At 42.4% G+C, this 19,420-nt stretch carries 19 protein-coding genes; all 19 read left to right on the forward strand.

All coding sequences use genetic code 11. The features are described 5' to 3' along the window. Positions 1–23: 23 nt before the first annotated feature. A complete protein-coding gene (gene flhA, locus NST22_RS08820; protein WP_003231947.1) occupies positions 24–2,057 on the forward strand; it encodes a flagellar biosynthesis protein FlhA in 2,034 nt (677 codons plus the stop codon). Beyond that, positions 2,057–3,157, forward strand: coding sequence for a flagellar biosynthesis protein FlhF (flhF, locus tag NST22_RS08825; RefSeq protein WP_003231945.1), 1,101 nt, complete (start codon positions 2,057–2,059; stop codon positions 3,155–3,157). Before flhA ends, flhF begins: the two co-directional genes overlap by 1 nt. Beyond that, the gene (gene flhG, locus NST22_RS08830) at positions 3,148–4,044 is read left to right on the forward strand and encodes a flagellum location/number ATPase FlhG (RefSeq protein ID WP_010886507.1); all 897 of its coding nucleotides are present in this window, start codon (positions 3,148–3,150) and stop codon (positions 4,042–4,044) included. Before flhF ends, flhG begins: the two co-directional genes overlap by 10 nt. 1 nt (position 4,045) lies before the next feature. Next, positions 4,046–5,119: a protein-glutamate O-methylesterase CheB gene (gene cheB / locus NST22_RS08835; RefSeq protein WP_003245823.1), complete on the forward strand. Its 1,074-nt coding sequence runs from the start codon at positions 4,046–4,048 to the stop codon at positions 5,117–5,119. Positions 5,120–5,124: 5 nt separating this feature from the next. Then, on the forward strand, positions 5,125–7,143 hold the full coding sequence (gene cheA / locus NST22_RS08840; RefSeq protein WP_003245734.1) for a chemotaxis protein CheA: 2,019 nt from the start codon (positions 5,125–5,127) through the stop codon (positions 7,141–7,143). A 21-nt stretch (positions 7,144–7,164) separates the two neighbouring features. After that, on the forward strand, positions 7,165–7,635 hold the full coding sequence (cheW, locus tag NST22_RS08845; protein WP_003231938.1) for a chemotaxis protein CheW: 471 nt from the start codon (positions 7,165–7,167) through the stop codon (positions 7,633–7,635). An 18-nt stretch (positions 7,636–7,653) separates the two neighbouring features. After that, positions 7,654–8,283, forward strand: coding sequence for a CheY-P phosphatase CheC (cheC, locus tag NST22_RS08850; protein WP_003231935.1), 630 nt, complete (start codon positions 7,654–7,656; stop codon positions 8,281–8,283). Then, complete coding sequence (gene cheD, locus NST22_RS08855; RefSeq protein ID WP_003244852.1) at positions 8,280–8,780, forward strand: chemoreceptor glutamine deamidase CheD; 501 nt, start codon at positions 8,280–8,282, stop codon at positions 8,778–8,780. Before cheC ends, cheD begins: the two co-directional genes overlap by 4 nt. Before the next feature lie 22 nt (positions 8,781–8,802). Next, positions 8,803–9,567 (forward strand): RNA polymerase sigma-28 factor SigD, encoded by a 765-nt coding sequence (sigD, locus tag NST22_RS08860; RefSeq protein WP_003220911.1) that lies wholly within the window; start codon positions 8,803–8,805, stop codon positions 9,565–9,567. Between the two features lie 28 nt (positions 9,568–9,595). Further along, positions 9,596–10,099: a swarming motility protein SwrB gene (gene swrB, locus NST22_RS08865; RefSeq protein WP_009967248.1), complete on the forward strand. Its 504-nt coding sequence runs from the start codon at positions 9,596–9,598 to the stop codon at positions 10,097–10,099. Positions 10,100–10,242: 143 nt separating this feature from the next. After that, entirely contained in the window at positions 10,243–10,983 is a 741-nt protein-coding gene (gene rpsB, locus NST22_RS08870; RefSeq protein WP_003220918.1) for a 30S ribosomal protein S2, read from the forward strand. Between the two features lie 101 nt (positions 10,984–11,084). Then, the gene (tsf, locus tag NST22_RS08875) at positions 11,085–11,966 is read left to right on the forward strand and encodes a translation elongation factor Ts (RefSeq protein ID WP_003231929.1); all 882 of its coding nucleotides are present in this window, start codon (positions 11,085–11,087) and stop codon (positions 11,964–11,966) included. A gap of 145 nt (positions 11,967–12,111) precedes the next feature. Next, positions 12,112–12,834: a UMP kinase gene (gene pyrH / locus NST22_RS08880; RefSeq protein ID WP_003220923.1), complete on the forward strand. Its 723-nt coding sequence runs from the start codon at positions 12,112–12,114 to the stop codon at positions 12,832–12,834. Between the two features lies 1 nt (position 12,835). Then, positions 12,836–13,393, forward strand: a complete 558-nt coding sequence (frr, locus tag NST22_RS08885) for a ribosome recycling factor (RefSeq protein WP_003231927.1) — start codon at positions 12,836–12,838, stop codon at positions 13,391–13,393. 130 nt (positions 13,394–13,523) lie between these two features. Then, positions 13,524–14,306 (forward strand): isoprenyl transferase, encoded by a 783-nt coding sequence (locus NST22_RS08890; protein ID WP_003231925.1) that lies wholly within the window; start codon positions 13,524–13,526, stop codon positions 14,304–14,306. Between the two features lie 3 nt (positions 14,307–14,309). Further along, positions 14,310–15,119: a phosphatidate cytidylyltransferase gene (cdsA, locus tag NST22_RS08895; RefSeq protein ID WP_003231924.1), complete on the forward strand. Its 810-nt coding sequence runs from the start codon at positions 14,310–14,312 to the stop codon at positions 15,117–15,119. Positions 15,120–15,180: 61 nt separating this feature from the next. Next, positions 15,181–16,332: a 1-deoxy-D-xylulose-5-phosphate reductoisomerase gene (gene dxr, locus NST22_RS08900; protein WP_003245155.1), complete on the forward strand. Its 1,152-nt coding sequence runs from the start codon at positions 15,181–15,183 to the stop codon at positions 16,330–16,332. A 6-nt stretch (positions 16,333–16,338) separates the two neighbouring features. Beyond that, complete coding sequence (gene rseP / locus NST22_RS08905; RefSeq protein ID WP_010886508.1) at positions 16,339–17,607, forward strand: RIP metalloprotease RseP; 1,269 nt, start codon at positions 16,339–16,341, stop codon at positions 17,605–17,607. A gap of 32 nt (positions 17,608–17,639) precedes the next feature. Then, the gene (gene proS, locus NST22_RS08910) at positions 17,640–19,334 is read left to right on the forward strand and encodes a proline--tRNA ligase (protein WP_003231918.1); all 1,695 of its coding nucleotides are present in this window, start codon (positions 17,640–17,642) and stop codon (positions 19,332–19,334) included. Positions 19,335–19,420: the final 86 nt, after the last annotated feature.

The following is a 19,420-nucleotide window of genomic DNA, read 5'->3' on the forward strand; positions in this document are numbered from 1 at the left end:
TTTAAAAGGAGAGAAAAAACAGCATGTCAACAAGAGATTTATCCGTTTTAATAAGTGTTGTCCTCATTGTGGCGATGCTGGTGATTCCATTTCCTCCATGGCTGTTAAGTATTTTGATCATTATTAATATTTCTCTTGCGTTGATCGTGCTTCTCACCACAATGAATATGCAGGAAGCGCTTCAGTTTTCGATTTTTCCGTCACTGTTGCTGCTTTTGACCCTATTTCGTTTGGGCTTGAACGTCTCAACTACCCGTTCAATTCTTTCACACGGTGAGGGAGGTAAAGTCGTCGAGACTTTCGGAAATTTCGTTGTCGGCGGAAATGTATTAGTTGGACTCGTTGTATTTATCATCCTTATTATTATTCAGTTTATCGTCATTACAAAAGGTGCTGAACGTGTTTCCGAGGTTGCAGCAAGGTTTACGCTGGACGCAATGCCGGGGAAGCAGATGAGTATTGATGCTGATTTAAACGCAGGGATGATTACCGAACAGGAAGCGAAGCATCGCCGCGAAAAAGTGGCAAGAGAAGCAGACTTTTATGGAGCAATGGACGGTGCCAGTAAATTTGTAAAAGGTGACGCCATTGCCGGAATCATCATTGTGATGATCAATATTATTTTCGGAATCGTGATCGGAATGCTTCAGCAGGGCATGTCCATTCAAGAAGCTGCTTCACACTTTACGATGCTGACTGTAGGGGATGGAATTGTTTCGCAAATCCCGGCACTGTTAATTTCTACGGCTACGGGTATTGTGGTCACAAGAGCTGCATCTGAAGGAAACTTAGGGCATGACATTACAGGCCAGCTGTTTGCGTATCCAAAGCTTTTATACGTCGCAGCAGCTACGATCATGCTTTTAGGTATTTTCACTCCGATCGGCATCCTTCTGACGGGGCCGCTTGCGGGATTGCTTGCTTTTGGCGCATATACACTATCTAAATCAGGTAAGGAAAAAGAAGAAGTGGATGAGATTCTTGAGGAAGAGGCTGAGGTGGACGAGCTTAAAAGCCCTGAAAGTGTTGTTCAGCTTCTGCATATAGATCCGATAGAATTTGAGTTTGGATATGGCCTGATACCGCTTGCTGATGCCAATCAAGGCGGTGATTTATTAGACCGAATTGTTATGATACGCCGTCAGTTGGCTTTGGAACTCGGGCTTGTCATTCCTGTCGTGCGAATCAGAGATAATATAGCGTTGCAGCCTAATGAATACCGATTGAAAATTAAAGGAAACGAAGTAGCAAAAGGCGAGCTGTTGCTTGATCATTATTTAGCGATGTCGCCTACTCCTGAGGACGATCTCATTGAAGGGATTGAAACAGTGGAGCCTTCATTCGGACTGCCGGCTAAATGGATTAGCGAAGCGGTAAAGGATGAAGCCGACATGCTTGGTTATACAGTAGTTGATCCTGCATCAGTCGTTTCAACGCATATTACGGAGAAAATTAAGCAGCATGCCCACGAATTGATCGGAAGGCAGGAGACAAAACAGCTGATCGATCACTTGAAAGAATCGTATCCAGTCCTGGTTGAAGAGGTTACGCCGAATCCATTGTCTGTCGGTGATATTCAGAAAGTGCTTGCTAAGCTTTTAAAAGAAAAAGTTTCAATTCGAAACTTAGTAACGATTTTTGAAACACTTGCTGACTATGGGAAATTAACAACAGATTCTGATCTCTTGACAGAGTATACAAGACAAGCGCTTGCTAAACAAATTACAGCCCAGTTTGCCAAAGAAAATGAAGTGTTGAAGGTTGTTACTTGTTCCGGCCGTGTAGAAAAAGCAATAGCAGACGGTGTGCAGCAGACGGAACACGGGAACTATTTATCACTTGAACCAGATATTTCAGAAAGTATAGTGCGCTCTGTCGCCAAAGAAGCTGAACAGCTCTCATTACGTCAGGAAACCGCGATTCTTCTTTGCTCGCCGCCTGTCAGAATGTATGTGAAGCAGCTTCTGGAACGGTACTTCCCTGATCTTCCGGTACTCTCTTATAACGAACTTGAGGCGAATGTTGAGGTACAAAGCATTGGAGTGGTGGATATTTAATGAAAATAAAAAAATTTACTGCTGCTTCAATGCAAGAAGCGGCACTTCTCATCAGAAAAGAGTTAGGTAATGAAGCGGTCATATTAAATTCGAAAAAAATTAAAAAGCGAAAATGGTTTGGCCTCGTCAACAAGCCTGCTGTTGAAGTAATCGCCGTATTGGATCAGGACTTTCTTGAGAAAAAAACGCCTCAGAAGGCAGCTGAACCGAAACAAACATTAAAAACTCCGGTCAGCAGTCCAAAAATAGAGGAGAGAACATATCCCCCTCAAATTCCGGCGCAACAGGAGCTAGGTGATTTTTCAGCATATCAATCTGTACTTCCTGAGCCGCTGCGAAAAGCAGAAAAGCTTTTGCAAGAAACAGGGATCAAAGAGTCTACGAAAACGAACACTCTGAAAAAATTGCTTCGCTTCTCTGTTGAAGCAGGCGGCTTGACTGAAGAAAATGTTGTCGGCAAACTTCAGGAAATACTATGCGATATGCTGCCCTCAGCAGACAAGTGGCAGGAGCCAATTCATTCAAAATATATCGTTCTCTTTGGTTCAACAGGGGCTGGTAAAACAACTACACTGGCTAAACTCGCAGCCATATCTATGCTTGAAAAACATAAAAAAATCGCTTTTATTACAACAGATACGTATCGTATTGCAGCTGTTGAACAGTTGAAAACATACGCTGAACTGCTGCAGGCTCCTCTGGAAGTTTGCTATACAAAAGAAGAATTTCAGCAGGCGAAGGAGCTATTTTCTGAGTATGATCATGTGTTTGTTGATACAGCTGGAAGAAACTTCAAAGACCCGCAATACATTGATGAACTGAAAGAAACGATTCCTTTTGAGAGCAGCATTCAGTCATTTCTTGTTTTATCCGCGACTGCAAAATATGAAGATATGAAGCATATTGTCAAACGGTTTTCATCCGTCCCTGTCAATCAGTATATTTTTACGAAAATAGATGAAACGACTTCCTTAGGTTCTGTATTTAATATACTGGCAGAATCAAAAATAGGTGTCGGGTTTATGACTAACGGCCAGAATGTGCCTGAGGATATACAGACTGTATCTCCACTTGGTTTTGTGAGGATGCTGTGCAGATGAACAGATATGACCAAGCAGCAACTTTACGGGCGAAAATGGAAAAACGTGAGCGCGTTCTGCCAATGGTTTATTCACAAAAAGCGAAGACACTTGCTGTCATCAGCGGCAAGGGCGGTGTCGGAAAATCCAATATTACCTTAAATATGGCACTTGCGCTGCAGGATAAAGGTAAGAAGGTGCTGCTCATCGACCTTGATATCGGGATGGGGAACATTGATATATTAATAGGAAATTCATCGTCTGCCACGATAATCGATGTTTTAACCGATCGTAAGCCTTTGCTGCAGTCATTATCCGTTGGCCCAAAGGGTTTGCGGTATATATCAGGGGGAACCGGTCTTGATGTGATGTTTCAGCTCGATCAGAGAAAATGGACGTTTTTTGCCAATGAACTTTCTCATGCATTAAGCCAGTTCGATTATGTGCTGTTTGACATGGGAGCAGGCTTATCAAAAGATCAACTGCCTTTTATTTTATCAGCAGAAGATATTTTGATTATTACAACTCCCGAGCCGACGGCCATTATGGACGCATACAGCGCTGTCAAGCACTTGGTTTTGACAGAAAATAAGCTTTCAATGAAGGTGGCTGTCAATCGGTGCCGTGACCAAAAGGAAGGGCTTGACGCTTTTGCCCGCCTCTCCCGTACAATTCATATGTTTTTGGATGTTCAGGTTCAGTTTGCCGGTTCCGTTTCTGACGATGTGATCGTGAGCAAAGCGGTTGTCGAACAGGTTCCTTTTTTCATAAAAAGCCCTCAGGCAAAAGCCAGCCGGTCAGTCCGTATTTTAGCGGACGCCTTGTTTGAAAGAGAAGAAACGAGACACAAAGAAGACAAACAGACATTTATTGAGAAATTATCTTCTTTTTTAATGAGGAGGGCTTAATTTGATTCGTGTGCTTGTAGTTGATGATTCAGCTTTTATGAGAAAAATGATAAGTGATTTTCTGACCGAAGAAAAGCAGATAGAAGTAATCGGAACTGCGAGAAACGGAGAAGAAGCGCTTAAGAAGATTGAATTATTAAAACCGGATGTTATTACTCTTGATGTTGAAATGCCGGTCATGAATGGGACAGATACGCTCCGCAAAATTATTGAGATTTATAACTTGCCGGTCATTATGGTGTCTAGCCAGACCGAGAAAGGTAAAGAATGCACAATTAATTGTTTGGAGATCGGTGCCTTTGACTTTATCACAAAGCCATCAGGCTCAATATCTCTGGATCTATACAAAATTAAAGAACAACTAGTTGAGCGTGTCGTCGCGGCAGGACTTTCCGGCAAGCGGAAACGTCCTGTTTCCCAGACAGTTCGGCCCGAACCTATTGTGCGTGCTGTCGTTAAGCCTGAATTAAGCAAACCGAAACCTGGCACGGGCAGACAAATTGTGTGTATCGGCACATCAACAGGCGGTCCACGGGCGTTACAAAAGGTGATACCGAAGCTCCCTAAGGATTTGAACGCACCAGTGGTTGTCGTTCAGCACATGCCTGAAGGGTTTACTGCTTCTTTGGCTGATCGGCTGAATCATTTATCTGACATTCAGGTAAAAGAAGCAAAAGATGGTGAAGCAGCTCTTAACGGCTGTGTTTACATAGCACCGGGCGGAAAAAACATATCCGTTATTAAAAACAGCGAAGGACTCCAGGTTGTGCTTGATAACCATGACACACCAAGCCGTCATAAACCATCTGCTGATTATTTATTCCGTTCTGTCGGGAAACTGACAGATTATGAAAAAGTAGCGGTTATCATGACCGGAATGGGCAGTGACGGCACTGCTGGACTAAAGGACATGCTAACAGCCGGCAATGTGAAAGCCATTGCGGAGTCTGAAGAATCTTGTGTCGTATACGGGATGCCAAAAGCTGCTGTTAAAGCGGGTCTCATTCATGAGATTAAACATGTGGAAGATATCGCAGCATCCATCACAAGCTGTGTGAAAAAAGAGAGGGTGTGATTCAAATGGATATGAATCAGTATTTAGATGTCTTTATTGATGAGAGTAAAGAACATTTACAAACATGTAATGAAAAGCTTCTTCTTTTAGAGAAAGACCCGACTGATCTTCAGCTCGTACATGATATATTCAGGGCTGCCCATACATTAAAAGGAATGAGCGCAACGATGGGCTACACGGATTTAGCACATCTTACCCATCTGCTTGAAAACGTGCTGGATGCAATCCGAAACGGAGACATGGAAGTCACCTCAGACTGGCTGGATATTTTGTTTGAAGCTCTGGATCACCTGGAAACAATGGTTCAGTCTATTATTGATGGCGGGGATGGTAAAAGAGATATCTCAGAAGTGAGTGCCAAGCTTGATGTGAATGGTGCGCACGCTGAATCCGCTGCCTCCGCTGAACCTGCAGAAGCACAGAGTTCAGCATCTGATTGGGAATATGATGAATTTGAACGCACAGTTATACAAGAAGCGGAGGAGCAAGGCTTCAAACGATATGAAATCAAGATTTCTCTGAACGAAAACTGTATGTTAAAAGCAGTTCGTGTCTATATGGTGTTTGAAAAACTAAATGAAGTCGGAGAAGTAGCCAAAACAATTCCAAGTGCTGAAGTGCTTGAAACAGAAGATTTTGGAACTGACTTTCAAGTTTGTTTCTTAACACATCAATCAGCGGAAGACATTGAACAATTAATCAATGGCGTGTCGGAAATTGAGCATGTTGAAGTCATTCAAGGGGCTCCTTTAACATCAGCTGAAAAGCCTGAAGAATCTAAGCAAGAAGATTCACCAGCAGCAGCTGTACCTGCGAAGCAGGAGAAACAAAAACAGCCTGCTAAAAACGATGAACAGGCGAAGCATTCAGCCGGCGGATCTAAAACAATTCGTGTCAACATTGACAGGCTTGATTCTTTAATGAACTTATTTGAAGAGCTTGTCATTGACCGCGGGCGTCTCGAGCAGATTGCGAAAGAGCTTGAGCATAATGAACTGACTGAAACGGTTGAACGAATGACGAGAATTTCCGGAGATTTGCAATCGATTATTCTGAATATGAGAATGGTCCCGGTTGAAACTGTTTTTAACAGATTCCCGAGAATGATTCGCCAGCTTCAGAAAGAGCTGAATAAAAAAATTGAACTCTCGATCATCGGTGCGGAAACTGAACTGGATCGTACAGTAATTGATGAAATCGGAGATCCACTCGTTCACTTGATCAGAAACAGTATTGACCATGGTATCGAGGCGCCGGAAACACGTTTGCAAAAGGGAAAACCGGAATCAGGAAAAGTTGTGCTTAAAGCTTATCACAGCGGCAACCATGTCTTTATCGAAGTAGAGGATGACGGCGCAGGCCTTAATCGAAAAAAAATTCTGGAAAAAGCGCTTGAGCGCGGGGTCATAACGGAAAAAGAAGCTGAAACCTTAGAAGACAACCAAATTTACGAATTGATTTTTGCTCCGGGGTTCTCAACTGCTGACCAAATTTCTGATATTTCCGGCCGCGGTGTAGGACTTGACGTTGTAAAAAACAAACTGGAGTCTCTTGGCGGTTCAGTCAGTGTGAAATCAGCCGAGGGTCAAGGCTCTCTATTCAGCATCCAGCTGCCGCTTACCTTGTCTATTATTTCAGTTCTGCTGATTAAGTTGGAAGAAGAGACATTTGCCATTCCGATTTCTTCAATCATTGAGACAGCAGTTATTGACAGAAAAGACATTTTGCAAACGCATGACCGTGAAGTGATTGACTTTAGAGGGCATATTGTCCCTGTCGTTTATTTAAAAGAAGAGTTTAAAATAGAAGATACAAGAAAAGATGCGGAACAGCTCCATATCATTGTCGTGAAAAAAGGCGACAAACCTACTGCATTTGTGGTGGACTCCTTTATTGGCCAGCAGGAAGTTGTGCTGAAATCACTCGGAGATTATTTAACAAACGTCTTTGCAATTTCCGGAGCTACTATTTTAGGAGACGGAGAAGTAGCGCTCATTATTGATTGTAATGCACTGATTATTTAACCATTCGAGGAGGTGTCTCACATGACTGCAGAAATTAAAACAGGCGAAAAAATGATAGTCTTTATGGTAAATGGCAAAGAATATGCCATTTCCGTCACTCAGGTGAAATCAATTGAAAAATGGCAAAAGCCAACGAGGGTACCTGGCGTCGAACCATATATTTGCGGGGTAATCAATTTACGCGGGGTGGTGACTCCGGTTATTGATTTAAGAAAACGCCTGAATTTGCCAGAGTATGAAATTACAGATGAAACACGAATTATCATTATTGCTTATCGTGATATTGAAGTCGGCTGGATTGTGGATGAAGCGAATGATGTGATTACCGTACACGAAAGTGAAATAGAATCTGCTCCAGAAGGCGTTCAGAAAGATACGGATGTGTCGATCGAACAGATTGTGAAACAAGAGAACAGACTCTTAAATATTATTGATGCGAACGCGGTTTTGGATAAAGAATCATCTCAGTCCGCTGTGCCCGATCAAGCTTAATCTTAAAGGGGTTATGACATGAGTATTTTTAATGGAATCAAAGAAGAGCAGATGGACATTTTGCGGGAAGTCGGCAATATAGGCGCCGGCCACTCCGCCTCTGCAATGGCCCAGCTGTTAAATAGAAAGATAGATATGGAAGTCCCATTTGCAAAGCTGCTGTCTTTTGATGAGCTTGTTGATTTTTTCGGCGGCGCCGATGTCCCGGTTGCCAGCATCTTTTTAAGAATGGAAGGCGATTTAACGGGTTCAATGTTCTTTATAATGCCTTTTTTTCAGGCGGAGCAGTTTATCAGAGAGCTGATTGGAAACCCCGATTTTGACATAGAGGACTTAGGTGAAGACCACATGAGCTCATCCGCTTTGCATGAACTGGGCAATATTTTAGCGGGGTCATATTTAACAGCTTTGGCGGATTTGACGAAACTCCAGCTCTATCCAAGTGTTCCTGAAGTCTCATTGGACATGTTCGGAGCTGTGATCAGCGAAGGGCTGATGGAGCTCAGTCAGGTTGGAGAACACGCCATTGTTGTCGACACGTCAATTTTTGACCAAAGCCATCAGCAGGAGCTGAAAGCGCATATGTTTATGCTGCCGGACTATGATTCATTTGAAAAGCTCTTTGTCGCCTTAGGTGCATCATTATGAGTACAACTGAGGCTGTTGTTATAAAGGTTGGGATTGCTGACGTGAAGATCGCCCGCTTCCCGGATACCATCCGGACCTCTGGTTTGGGCTCATGTGTGGGGCTGGTGCTTTATGATAAAGAAAAGCAAACGGCGGGTCTTGTTCATGTCATGCTTCCGGATTCGACGTTATCGAAAACTGCCGAGCTCAACCGGGCTAAGTACGCTGACACCGCCGTACAGACCACGATTGATATGCTGATAGAAGCGGGATGCCGGAAATTTGCATTAAAAGCAAAGCTGGCCGGCGGATCAGAGATGTTTAAATTTAAATCGACAAATGATTTGATGAAGATCGGACCGAGAAATGTATTAGCGATAAAAGAACAGCTGTCTTTATTTAATATTCCTATTATTAGTGAAGATACGGGCGGCTCAAGCGGCCGGACGATAGAATTTGAACCGAAGTCCTGCATGCTGCATATTCGAACTGTTAAACAAGGTGAAAAAACGATTTAATTAAGGTATTAGGGGGATAACAATGCAATCCTTGAATTATGAAGATCAGGTGCTTTGGACGCGCTGGAAAGAGTGGAAAGATCCTAAAGCCGGTGACGACTTAATGCGCCGTTACATGCCGCTTGTCACATATCATGTAGGCAGAATTTCTGTCGGACTGCCGAAATCAGTGCATAAAGACGATCTTATGAGCCTTGGTATGCTTGGTTTATATGATGCCCTTGAAAAATTTGACCCCAGCCGGGACTTAAAATTTGATACCTACGCCTCGTTTAGAATTCGCGGCGCAATCATAGACGGGCTTCGTAAAGAAGATTGGCTGCCCAGAACCTCGCGCGAAAAAACAAAAAAGGTTGAAGCAGCAATTGAAAAGCTTGAACAGCGGTATCTTCGGAATGTATCGCCCGCGGAAATTGCAGAGGAACTCGGAATGACGGTACAGGATGTCGTGTCAACAATGAATGAAGGTTTTTTTGCAAATCTGCTGTCAATTGATGAAAAGCTCCATGATCAAGATGACGGGGAAAACATTCAAGTCATGATCAGAGATGACAAAAATGTTCCGCCTGAAGAAAAGATTATGAAGGATGAACTGATTGCACAGCTTGCGGAAAAAATTCACGAACTCTCTGAAAAAGAACAGCTGGTTGTCAGTTTGTTCTACAAAGAGGAGTTGACACTGACAGAAATCGGACAAGTATTAAATCTTTCTACGTCCCGCATATCTCAGATCCATTCAAAGGCATTATTTAAATTAAAGAATCTGCTGGAAAAAGTGATACAATAATGAATTTCATGGTTAGCGAGTGAAAAACATGTCAACACTATTATGGCTTTTAAGCTTTATGCTCCACGGCGTTCTTCTGTACGCTGTCATTATCCTGTATACGAGGCTCGCTGCAGTGAAAGAAACAGAAAAACAGCAAAAACAGATACTTGAAGAGACGGAAAACACCTTGGCGGCATTTCTGCTTGAATTAAAAGAAGAAAATGAGAAACTGATAGAAAATAAAGCTTCATCTGCAAGTCAATCAGATGAAGAATCCCAAAAGTCAGGCCTTCAGACCTCTGAAACATATCAAGAGCGGGATCCAGTCCAAGAGGCAGAGAATCTTCCTGAACATATTGAAGGTCTGATTACAGAGGTTGACCGTCGGGAAGAGCTCGTAAACAGTGAGGTCCAATCATTTGAAGACCAGGTCATAGAATTATATGAACAGGGATATTCGGCAAGTCAAATTGCCCAGAAAATGAAGAGCGGAAAGACAGAAATCGAGCTATTTTTAAAATTTCGCTCCAAAGGTGTAAAGGATTCTTGATTGTCGGATAAAGCTGTGTTATATTATGTCTTGGTGTTAAATACACACGCTTAACGATTTATGCAGAGGGTGCTGCAGGCGGCAGTTCTGTACAAAAATGACCTAAGCGGAGGAAAAAAACCATTATATTAGGAGGAAATAACATGTCAGTCATTTCTATGAAGCAATTGCTTGAAGCTGGTGTTCACTTCGGTCACCAAACACGCCGTTGGAACCCAAAAATGAAGCGTTACATTTTCACGGAGCGTAACGGAATCTACATCATTGACCTTCAAAAAACAGTCAAAAAAGTAGAGGAAGCTTACAACTTCACTAAAAATCTTGCTGCTGAAGGCGGAAAAATCCTTTTCGTCGGAACAAAAAAACAAGCTCAAGATTCTGTTAAAGAAGAAGCTCAACGCTCTGGCATGTACTATGTCAACCAACGCTGGTTGGGCGGTACATTAACAAACTTCGAAACAATCCAAAAACGTATTAAACGTCTTAAAGACATTGAAAAAATGCAAGAAAACGGTACGTTTGATGTACTTCCTAAAAAAGAAGTCGTTCAATTGAAAAAAGAATTAGAGCGTCTTGAAAAATTCCTAGGCGGAATTAAAGATATGAAGGATCTTCCTGATGCATTATTCATCATCGATCCTCGCAAAGAGCGCATCGCTGTTGCGGAAGCTCGCAAATTAAACATCCCTATCATCGGTATCGTAGATACTAACTGTGATCCAGATGAAATCGATGTTGTTATCCCAGCGAACGATGACGCTATCCGCGCTGTTAAACTTCTAACTTCTAAAATGGCAGATGCAATCTTAGAAGCGAAGCAAGGCGAAGAAGAAGCGGAAGTTGCTGAAGAAACTGCACCAGAAACAGAAACAACAACTGCGTAACCTATTCAAAAGGTGATAAGAGGGACTGCCTTTTATCACCTTTTTTCAAGAAAAATGTGTAATATACATACTCTTGTTTAAACATATAAGGAGGAATACAAATGGCAATTACTGCACAGCAAGTAAAAGAACTGCGTGAAAAAACTGGCGCGGGCATGATGGATTGTAAAAAAGCGTTAACTGAAACTGACGGAGATATGGACAAAGCAATTGACCTTTTAAGAGAAAAAGGAATTGCAAAAGCAGCGAAAAAAGCTGACCGTATCGCAGCAGAAGGTTCTACTCTTATTAAAACTGACGGCAACAAAGGCGTTATCCTAGAAGTAAACTCTGAAACTGATTTCGTTGCGAAAAACGAAGGTTTTAAAGAGCTTCTTAACACTTTAGCTGACCACCTTCTTGCAAACACGCCAGCTGATGTTGAAGAAGCAATGGGCCAAAAAATGGAAAATGGCTCAACTGTTGAAGAGTACATCACAAGCGCAGTTGCTAAAATCGGTGAGAAAATCACTCTTCGCCGCTTTACAGTTCTTACAAAAGACGACAGCTCTGCATTCGGTGCGTACCTTCACATGGGCGGCCGCATCGGTGTATTAACTGTTCTCAACGGTACAACTGATGAAGAAACTGCGAAAGATATCGCAATGCACGTTGCTGCAGTTAACCCTCGTTACATTTCTCGTGATCAAGTATCTGAAGAAGAAACAAATCATGAGCGTCAAATCTTAACTCAGCAAGCCCTCCAAGAAGGCAAACCTGAAAACATCGTAGCGAAAATGGTTGAAGGCCGTCTGAACAAATTCTTCGAAGAAATTTGTCTATTAGACCAAGCGTTCGTTAAAAACCCAGATGAAAAAGTGAAACAAGTTATTGCAGCGAAAAACGCTACTGTTCAAACTTTTGTCCGCTATGAAGTTGGAGAAGGCATCGAAAAACGTCAAGAAAACTTTGCTGAAGAAGTAATGAACCAAGTGAAAAAATAATGGTGAAAAGATTTCGCGGCTAAGTCGCGTCTTTTCAGGCAGTATAGGGGACACATTTTGTGTTCCCTATTTTTAAAACTATATTTACAAACCTTTTTTTCTCTTGCATAATAGAAAACGGCAATGTTTACACTTGGAGGTTATCATGGAAAAACCAAAATACAAACGTATCGTATTAAAGCTTAGCGGGGAAGCATTGGCAGGAGAACAGGGAAATGGAATTAACCCGACTGTCATTCAATCCATTGCAAAGCAAGTGAAGGAAATCGCTGAGCTTGAAGTCGAAGTGGCTGTTGTTGTAGGCGGCGGCAACTTATGGCGCGGAAAAACAGGAAGTGACCTGGGCATGGACCGCGCGACTGCTGACTATATGGGAATGCTGGCGACAGTAATGAATTCGCTTGCTCTTCAAGACAGCTTGGAAACACTCGGAATCCAGTCCAGAGTGCAAACATCCATTGAAATGAGACAAGTTGCTGAACCGTACATAAGAAGAAAAGCGATACGCCACTTAGAGAAAAAACGTGTCGTTATTTTCGCTGCGGGCACAGGAAACCCATATTTCTCAACTGATACGACAGCTGCACTGCGGGCTGCTGAAATTGAGGCAGACGTTATTTTAATGGCTAAAAATAACGTTGACGGTGTGTATAATGCTGATCCTAGAAAAGATGAATCAGCTGTTAAGTATGAATCACTTTCTTATCTTGACGTTCTTAAAGACGGCCTGGAAGTCATGGATTCAACAGCTTCCTCTTTATGCATGGACAATGACATTCCGCTTATCGTCTTTTCTATTATGGAAGAAGGAAATATCAAACGTGCCGTTATCGGTGAATCAATCGGAACGATCGTGAGGGGGAAATAACGTGTCAAAAGAAGTATTAACTCAAACAAAAGAAAAAATGGAAAAAGCAATTGCTGCTTATCAGCGCGAATTGGCTACTGTACGCGCAGGCCGTGCAAATCCATCATTATTAGATAAAGTAACGGTTGAATATTACGGAGCGCAGACACCTTTAAATCAGTTGTCTTCTATTAACGTGCCTGAAGCTCGTATGCTCGTTATCACGCCATACGATAAAACAGCAATCGGTGATATCGAAAAAGCGATTTTAAAAGCTGATTTAGGTCTTACACCAACAAGTGACGGCAATATGATTCGAATTGCAATTCCGGCACTAACAGAAGAGAGACGGAAAGAATTAGTGAAAGTTGTAAAAAAATATGCTGAAGAAGCAAAAGTAGCTGTTCGTAACGTTCGCCGTGATGCTAACGATGATCTCAAAAAACTTGAGAAAAACGGAGACATTACTGAGGATGAACTGCGTGCTTCCACTGAAGACGTTCAAAAACTGACAGATGAATATGTGTCAAAAATTGACAGTGTCACAAAAGACAAAGAAAAAGAAATCATGGAAGTTTAATGAAAAACTATGTACAATAGATAATAGTGAAAAGACCCTCTCATGTTTACAGGGGGTTTTTTTGTTAATACTGTTGATTACATTGATTATCAGCAGGGAATGTAACCTTTTTGGGTGACGGAGGAATCTCATGCTCAACATACTCAAAAATTGGAAGAATCAGCAAACTGCGGCTTCCAACTTAGAACGTTATACAAAAGAAGACATACTTAAGGGAGAAATTCCCGAACACATCGCCATTATCATGGATGGAAATGGCCGTTGGGCTAAAAAACGCTCTCTTCCCAGAATTGCAGGCCACCATGAAGGGATGAAGGTGGTAAAAAGGACCACGAAGCTCGCAAACGAATTAGGTGTCAAAGTACTGACATTGTATGCATTTTCAACAGAAAACTGGAAAAGACCGAAAATGGAGGTCGATTTTTTAATGAAGCTTCCGGAAGAATTTTTGAATACGTATCTTCCAGAGCTTGTTGAGGAAAATGTACAGGTTCGGATCATTGGGGATGAAACGGCTTTGCCGGCGCACACATTACGTGCGATTGAAAAAGCTGTACAGGACACGGCGCAAAACGACGGAATGATCCTTAATTTTGCTCTTAACTATGGAGGCCGTACTGAAATTGTCAGTGCTGCAAAATCACTCGCGGAAAAAGTGAAGGAAGGCTCTTTGAATATTGAAGACATTGATGAATCGCTTTTTTCTACTTATTTGATGACTGAATCTTTGCAGGATCCTGAACTTTTAATTCGAACGAGCGGCGAGATAAGGCTGAGTAATTTTATGCTATGGCAGGTTGCCTACAGTGAATTTGTCTTTACTGACGTCTTGTGGCCTGACTTTAAAGAAGATCACTTCTTGCAGGCGTTAGGAGAGTTTCAGCAGAGAGGCCGGAGGTTTGGCGGAATTTAGAGGATGGTGGACATGAAACAAAGAATTTTGACAGGTGTTCTGGCAGCAATTGTATTTTTATTTTTGGTTATTGTCGGGAAATTGCCGTTCACCATATTAATTTATGCTATGGGCAGTGTGGCGCTTTTTGAACTTTTACGGATGAAAAAGCTGAAGCTGGTTTCACTGCCGGGTTTGATCGGTCTTTTATTATTGTGGATGTTCTTATTACCAAGCCAGTATTCGTTTTTTGAAGCGGACGGGATTTCCAAAATGGAAATCGCTTTATTTGCGGTACTGCTATTGCTGACTTACACAGTGTTGGTCAAGAACACCTTTACTTTTGATGAAGTCGGGTTTATTACGCTTGCAGCAATTTACATCGGAATGTGTTTTCATTATTTTATCGAAATCAGAAATCTTGACCAATACGGATTAACATACATTTTTTATGCGTGTGTTGTCATTTGGTCCACCGATTCCGGTGCCTATTTTGTCGGTAAATCGCTTGGGAAGCGGAAACTGTGGCCTGAAATCAGTCCGAATAAAACAGTGGAAGGGTTTGCAGGCGGAATTGTCATCGCACTTGTATTGGCGACGATTTTTCAGCTTGTTGCACAACTTCCGATCCCGTATATCTATCTGCTGTTGATCACGCTGTTTTTGTCTGTTTTTGGACAACTGGGAGATTTAGTGGAATCCGCCTTGAAAAGACATTACGATGTAAAGGATTCTGGGAATATTCTTCCCGGGCATGGCGGTATATTAGACCGTTTTGACAGTTTCTTGTTTGTCATGCCTTTCTTGTACTTTCTGCTTGCCCTTTTTTCATAAAAAAGTCTAATATGAATATGAGACTGATCATGCAGCAATAAGAATAGGAGTAGTGGCAACTTTGAAAAATATTTGTCTTTTAGGAGCAACAGGATCAATCGGCGAACAGACTCTTGATGTACTGCGTGCACATCAAGACCAATTTCAGCTGGTATCTATGTCGTTTGGCAGAAATATTGATAAGGCCGTTCCAATGATTGAGGTCTTTCAGCCGAAGTTTGTCTCTGTCGGTGATCTGGATACATATCATAAATTAAAACAAATGTCTTTTTCTTTTGAATGCCAAATCGGGCTGGGAGAAGAAGGACTGATAGAAGCAGCAGTGATGGAGGAGGTTGACATTGTTGTCAACGCTTTGCTTGGAAGCGTCGGTCTTATCCCGACATTAAAGGCAATTGAACAGAAAAAAACAATTGCGCTTGCAAATAAGGAAACTCTTGTCACTGCAGGGCATATAGTAAAAGAACATGCTAAGAAATATGATGTTCCGCTGCTGCCTGTTGACAGTGAGCATTCAGCCATTTTTCAAGCTCTTCAAGGCGAACAGGCTAAAAACATTGAACGCCTCATCATTACGGCATCCGGCGGAAGTTTTCGGGACAAGACGCGGGAGGAGCTCGAATCAGTAACGGTTGAAGATGCATTAAAACATCCAAACTGGTCAATGGGTGCAAAAATTACAATTGATTCGGCTACAATGATGAATAAGGGATTAGAGGTGATCGAGGCACACTGGCTTTTCGATATACCTTATGAACAAATTGATGTGGTTTTACATAAGGAGAGCATCATCCATTCAATGGTTGAGTTCCATGATAAAAGTGTGATCGCACAGCTCGGAACTCCGGATATGAGAGTCCCCATTCAATATGCGCTCACTTATCCTGACCGATTGCCATTACCAGATGCGAAAAGGCTTGAATTATGGGAAATCGGCAGCCTTCATTTTGAGAAAGCTGATTTTGACAGGTTCCGATGCTTACAATTTGCTTTTGAATCAGGTAAAATAGGAGGAACAATGCCGACAGTGCTAAATGCGGCAAACGAAGTAGCTGTCGCTGCCTTTTTAGCTGGCAAGATACCGTTTTTGGCTATTGAAGACTGTATCGAAAAGGCACTAACCCGCCATCAATTACTGAAAAAACCGAGCCTGGCGGACATTCAAGAAGTGGACAAAGATACCCGGGGATACGTCAATTCAATACTCACATAAGGTGGTATGTTCGTGAATACAGTTATAGCGTTTATCATTATTTTCGGAACGCTCGTTTTCTTCCATGAACTGGGCCATTTATTGCTAGCCCAAAGAGCGGGAATTCTCTGCCGTGAATTTGCGATCGGCTTCGGTCCAAAGATTTTTTCTTTCAAAAAAAATGAAACAGTTTATACGATCAGGCTGCTTCCGGTCGGCGGATTTGTTCGTATGGCCGGCGAAGATCCGGAAATGATTGAGGTGAAACCCGGATACACGGTCGGGCTTCTGTTTAATAAGGAAGATCAAGTTGAGAAAGTCATCATCAATCAAAAGGAAAAATATCCGGATGCTTTAGTCATTGAAGTGGAAACAGCGGATCTAGAGCATGACATGAAGATCACCGGTTATGAACAGGGGAAAGAGGACGAACTTTCCAGCTTTACTGTCAGCGAAACATCCTTTTTTATTGTAGACGGAGAAGAAGTGCAGATTGCGCCGTATAATCGCCAATTTGGTTCCAAACCTGTATGGCAGCGGATTAAAGCAATTGCTGCAGGGCCGATTATGAACTTTATTTTAGCTTACGTCATTTTAGTGATGCTTGGGCTGATTCAAGGCGTACCGTCAAATGAACCTATGCTCGGGCAGCTGACAGACAATGGACGGGCGGCTGAAGCAGGGCTAAAAGAAGGGGATTATATCCAAAGCATTAACGGAGAGAAAATGAGGTCTTGGACTGACATTGTCTCCGCTGTAAAAGAAAACCCGGAGAAAGAAATGGACGTTGCAGTAAAAAGAGATAACAAAACGCTTCATATTTCGGTGACTCCGGAAGCTGTTAAAGATGAGAACAAAAAAACAATCGGACGTTTCGGTTCCTATGCGCCGACTGAAAAAGGCGTACTCTCAGCGGTTGCTTACGGCGCGACATCAACAGTTGATGTCACCAAAGCCATTTTAACCAATCTGAGCAAATTAGTAACAGGCCAATTTAAACTCGATATGCTGTCAGGTCCTGTCGGCATATATGACATGACAGACCAAGTGGCGAAAACAGGGATCGTGAACTTATTTCAGTTTGCGGCGTTTTTAAGCATTAACCTTGGGATTGTCAACCTGCTTCCGATTCCGGCACTTGACGGAGGAAGACTGTTGTTTCTATTTATTGAAGCGATTCGGGGCAAACCGATTAACAGGGAAAAAGAAGCATTTGTTGTGTTTATCGGAGTAGCTTTCTTAATGCTTCTTATGCTGGTTGTCACATGGAACGATATCCAGCGGCTGTTTTTGTAAACGAAAAGTAAATCAATCAGAGGTGCGAAGAAATGAGACAAAGCTTGACGCTTATTCCTACGCTCCGTGAAGTTCCAGCTGATGCCGAAGCAAAAAGTCATCAGCTTCTTCTGAGAGCAGGATTTATCAGACAGAATACGAGCGGGGTATACAGCTATATGCCTCTTGCGTATAAGGTGATTCAAAACATTCAGCAGATTGTTCGAGAGGAAATGGAGAAAATTGATGCCGTAGAAATGCTCATGCCCGCATTGCAGCAGGCAGAGACATGGCAGGAATCAGGCAGATGGTATACGTATGGTCCCGAACTGATGAGACTAAAAGACCGTCATGGCCGTGAATTTGCTTTAGGGGCAACGCATGAAGAGGTTATCACTTCGCTTGTTCGCGATGAGGTTAAATCTTATAAGCGTCTCCCTCTGACTCTTTATCAAATTCAGTCTAAGTTCAGAGATGAAAAACGTCCTCGCTTCGGTTTGTTAAGAGGCCGCGAATTTATTATGAAGGATGCGTACTCTTTCCATGCATCTGCAGAGAGCCTGGATGAAACGTATCAAAAAATGTACGAGGCCTATTCTAATATTTTTGCCCGCTGCGGCATTAATGTAAGACCTGTTATCGCTGATTCAGGCGCAATGGGAGGAAAGGATACGCACGAATTTATGGCACTTTCTGCGATCGGAGAGGATACGATTGCGTATTCTGATGAATCACAGTACGCGGCTAATATCGAGATGGCTGAAGTTCTTCACCAGGAAGTTCCTTCAGATGAAGAGCCTAAAGCTCTAGAGAAGGTTCATACGCCTAACGTGAAAACAATCGAAGAACTGACTGCGTTCTTACAGGTTTCGGCTGAAGCGTGCATTAAGTCAGTATTGTTTAAAGCTGATGACCGTTTTGTCTTAGTGCTTGTAAGAGGGGATCATGAAGTTAACGATATTAAAGTGAAAAACTTGCTTCATGCAGAAGTTGTAGAGCTTGCTACACATGAAGAGGTCATTCAGCAGCTCGGAACAGAGCCAGGCTTTGTAGGCCCTGTCGGTATTCATCAGGATGTGGAAGTATATGCCGATCAAGCTGTGAAAGCAATGGTTAATGCTGTTGCCGGGGCAAATGAAGGAGATCATCATTATAAAAATGTCAATGTGAATCGTGACGCGCAAATTAAAGAATTTGCTGATCTTCGTTTTATTAAAGAAGGTGATCCTTCACCAGACGGCAAGGGAACGATCCGTTTTGCTGAGGGAATCGAAGTCGGACAAGTCTTTAAGCTCGGAACACGCTATTCAGAAGCGATGAATGCGACATATTTAGATGAAAACGGACGCGCGCAGCCAATGCTGATGGGCTGTTACGGAATCGGTGTGTCAAGAACGCTTTCTGCTATTGCTGAACAGCATCACGACGAAAAAGGCTTAATATGGCCAAAAAGCGTTGCGCCGTACGATCTTCATATTCTTGCTTTGAACATGAAAAACGATGGGCAAAGAGAGCTTGCTGAAAAGCTGTATGCCGATTTAAAAGCGGAAGGCTATGAAGTGCTCTATGATGACCGTGCTGAGCGTGCCGGCGTAAAATTCGCTGATTCAGATTTAATCGGCCTTCCAATCCGCATCACTGTCGGAAAACGAGCTGACGAAGGAATCGTCGAAGTGAAAATTCGTCAAACTGGTGAGTCAACTGAGATTTCAGTAGACGAATTATCTGCGTTTATCAGCAAGCAGTAATCACCATAACGATTTATCAAAAAACATGTTAAAATAGAAATAATAGAAGGTACCTCATTGCCTGAGGTACCTTCACTTATGATGTT

The sequence above is a fragment of the Bacillus sp. PS237 genome (genome assembly GCF_037963345.1).
Taxonomy (GTDB): Bacteria; Bacillota; Bacilli; order Bacillales; family Bacillaceae; genus Bacillus; species Bacillus subtilis.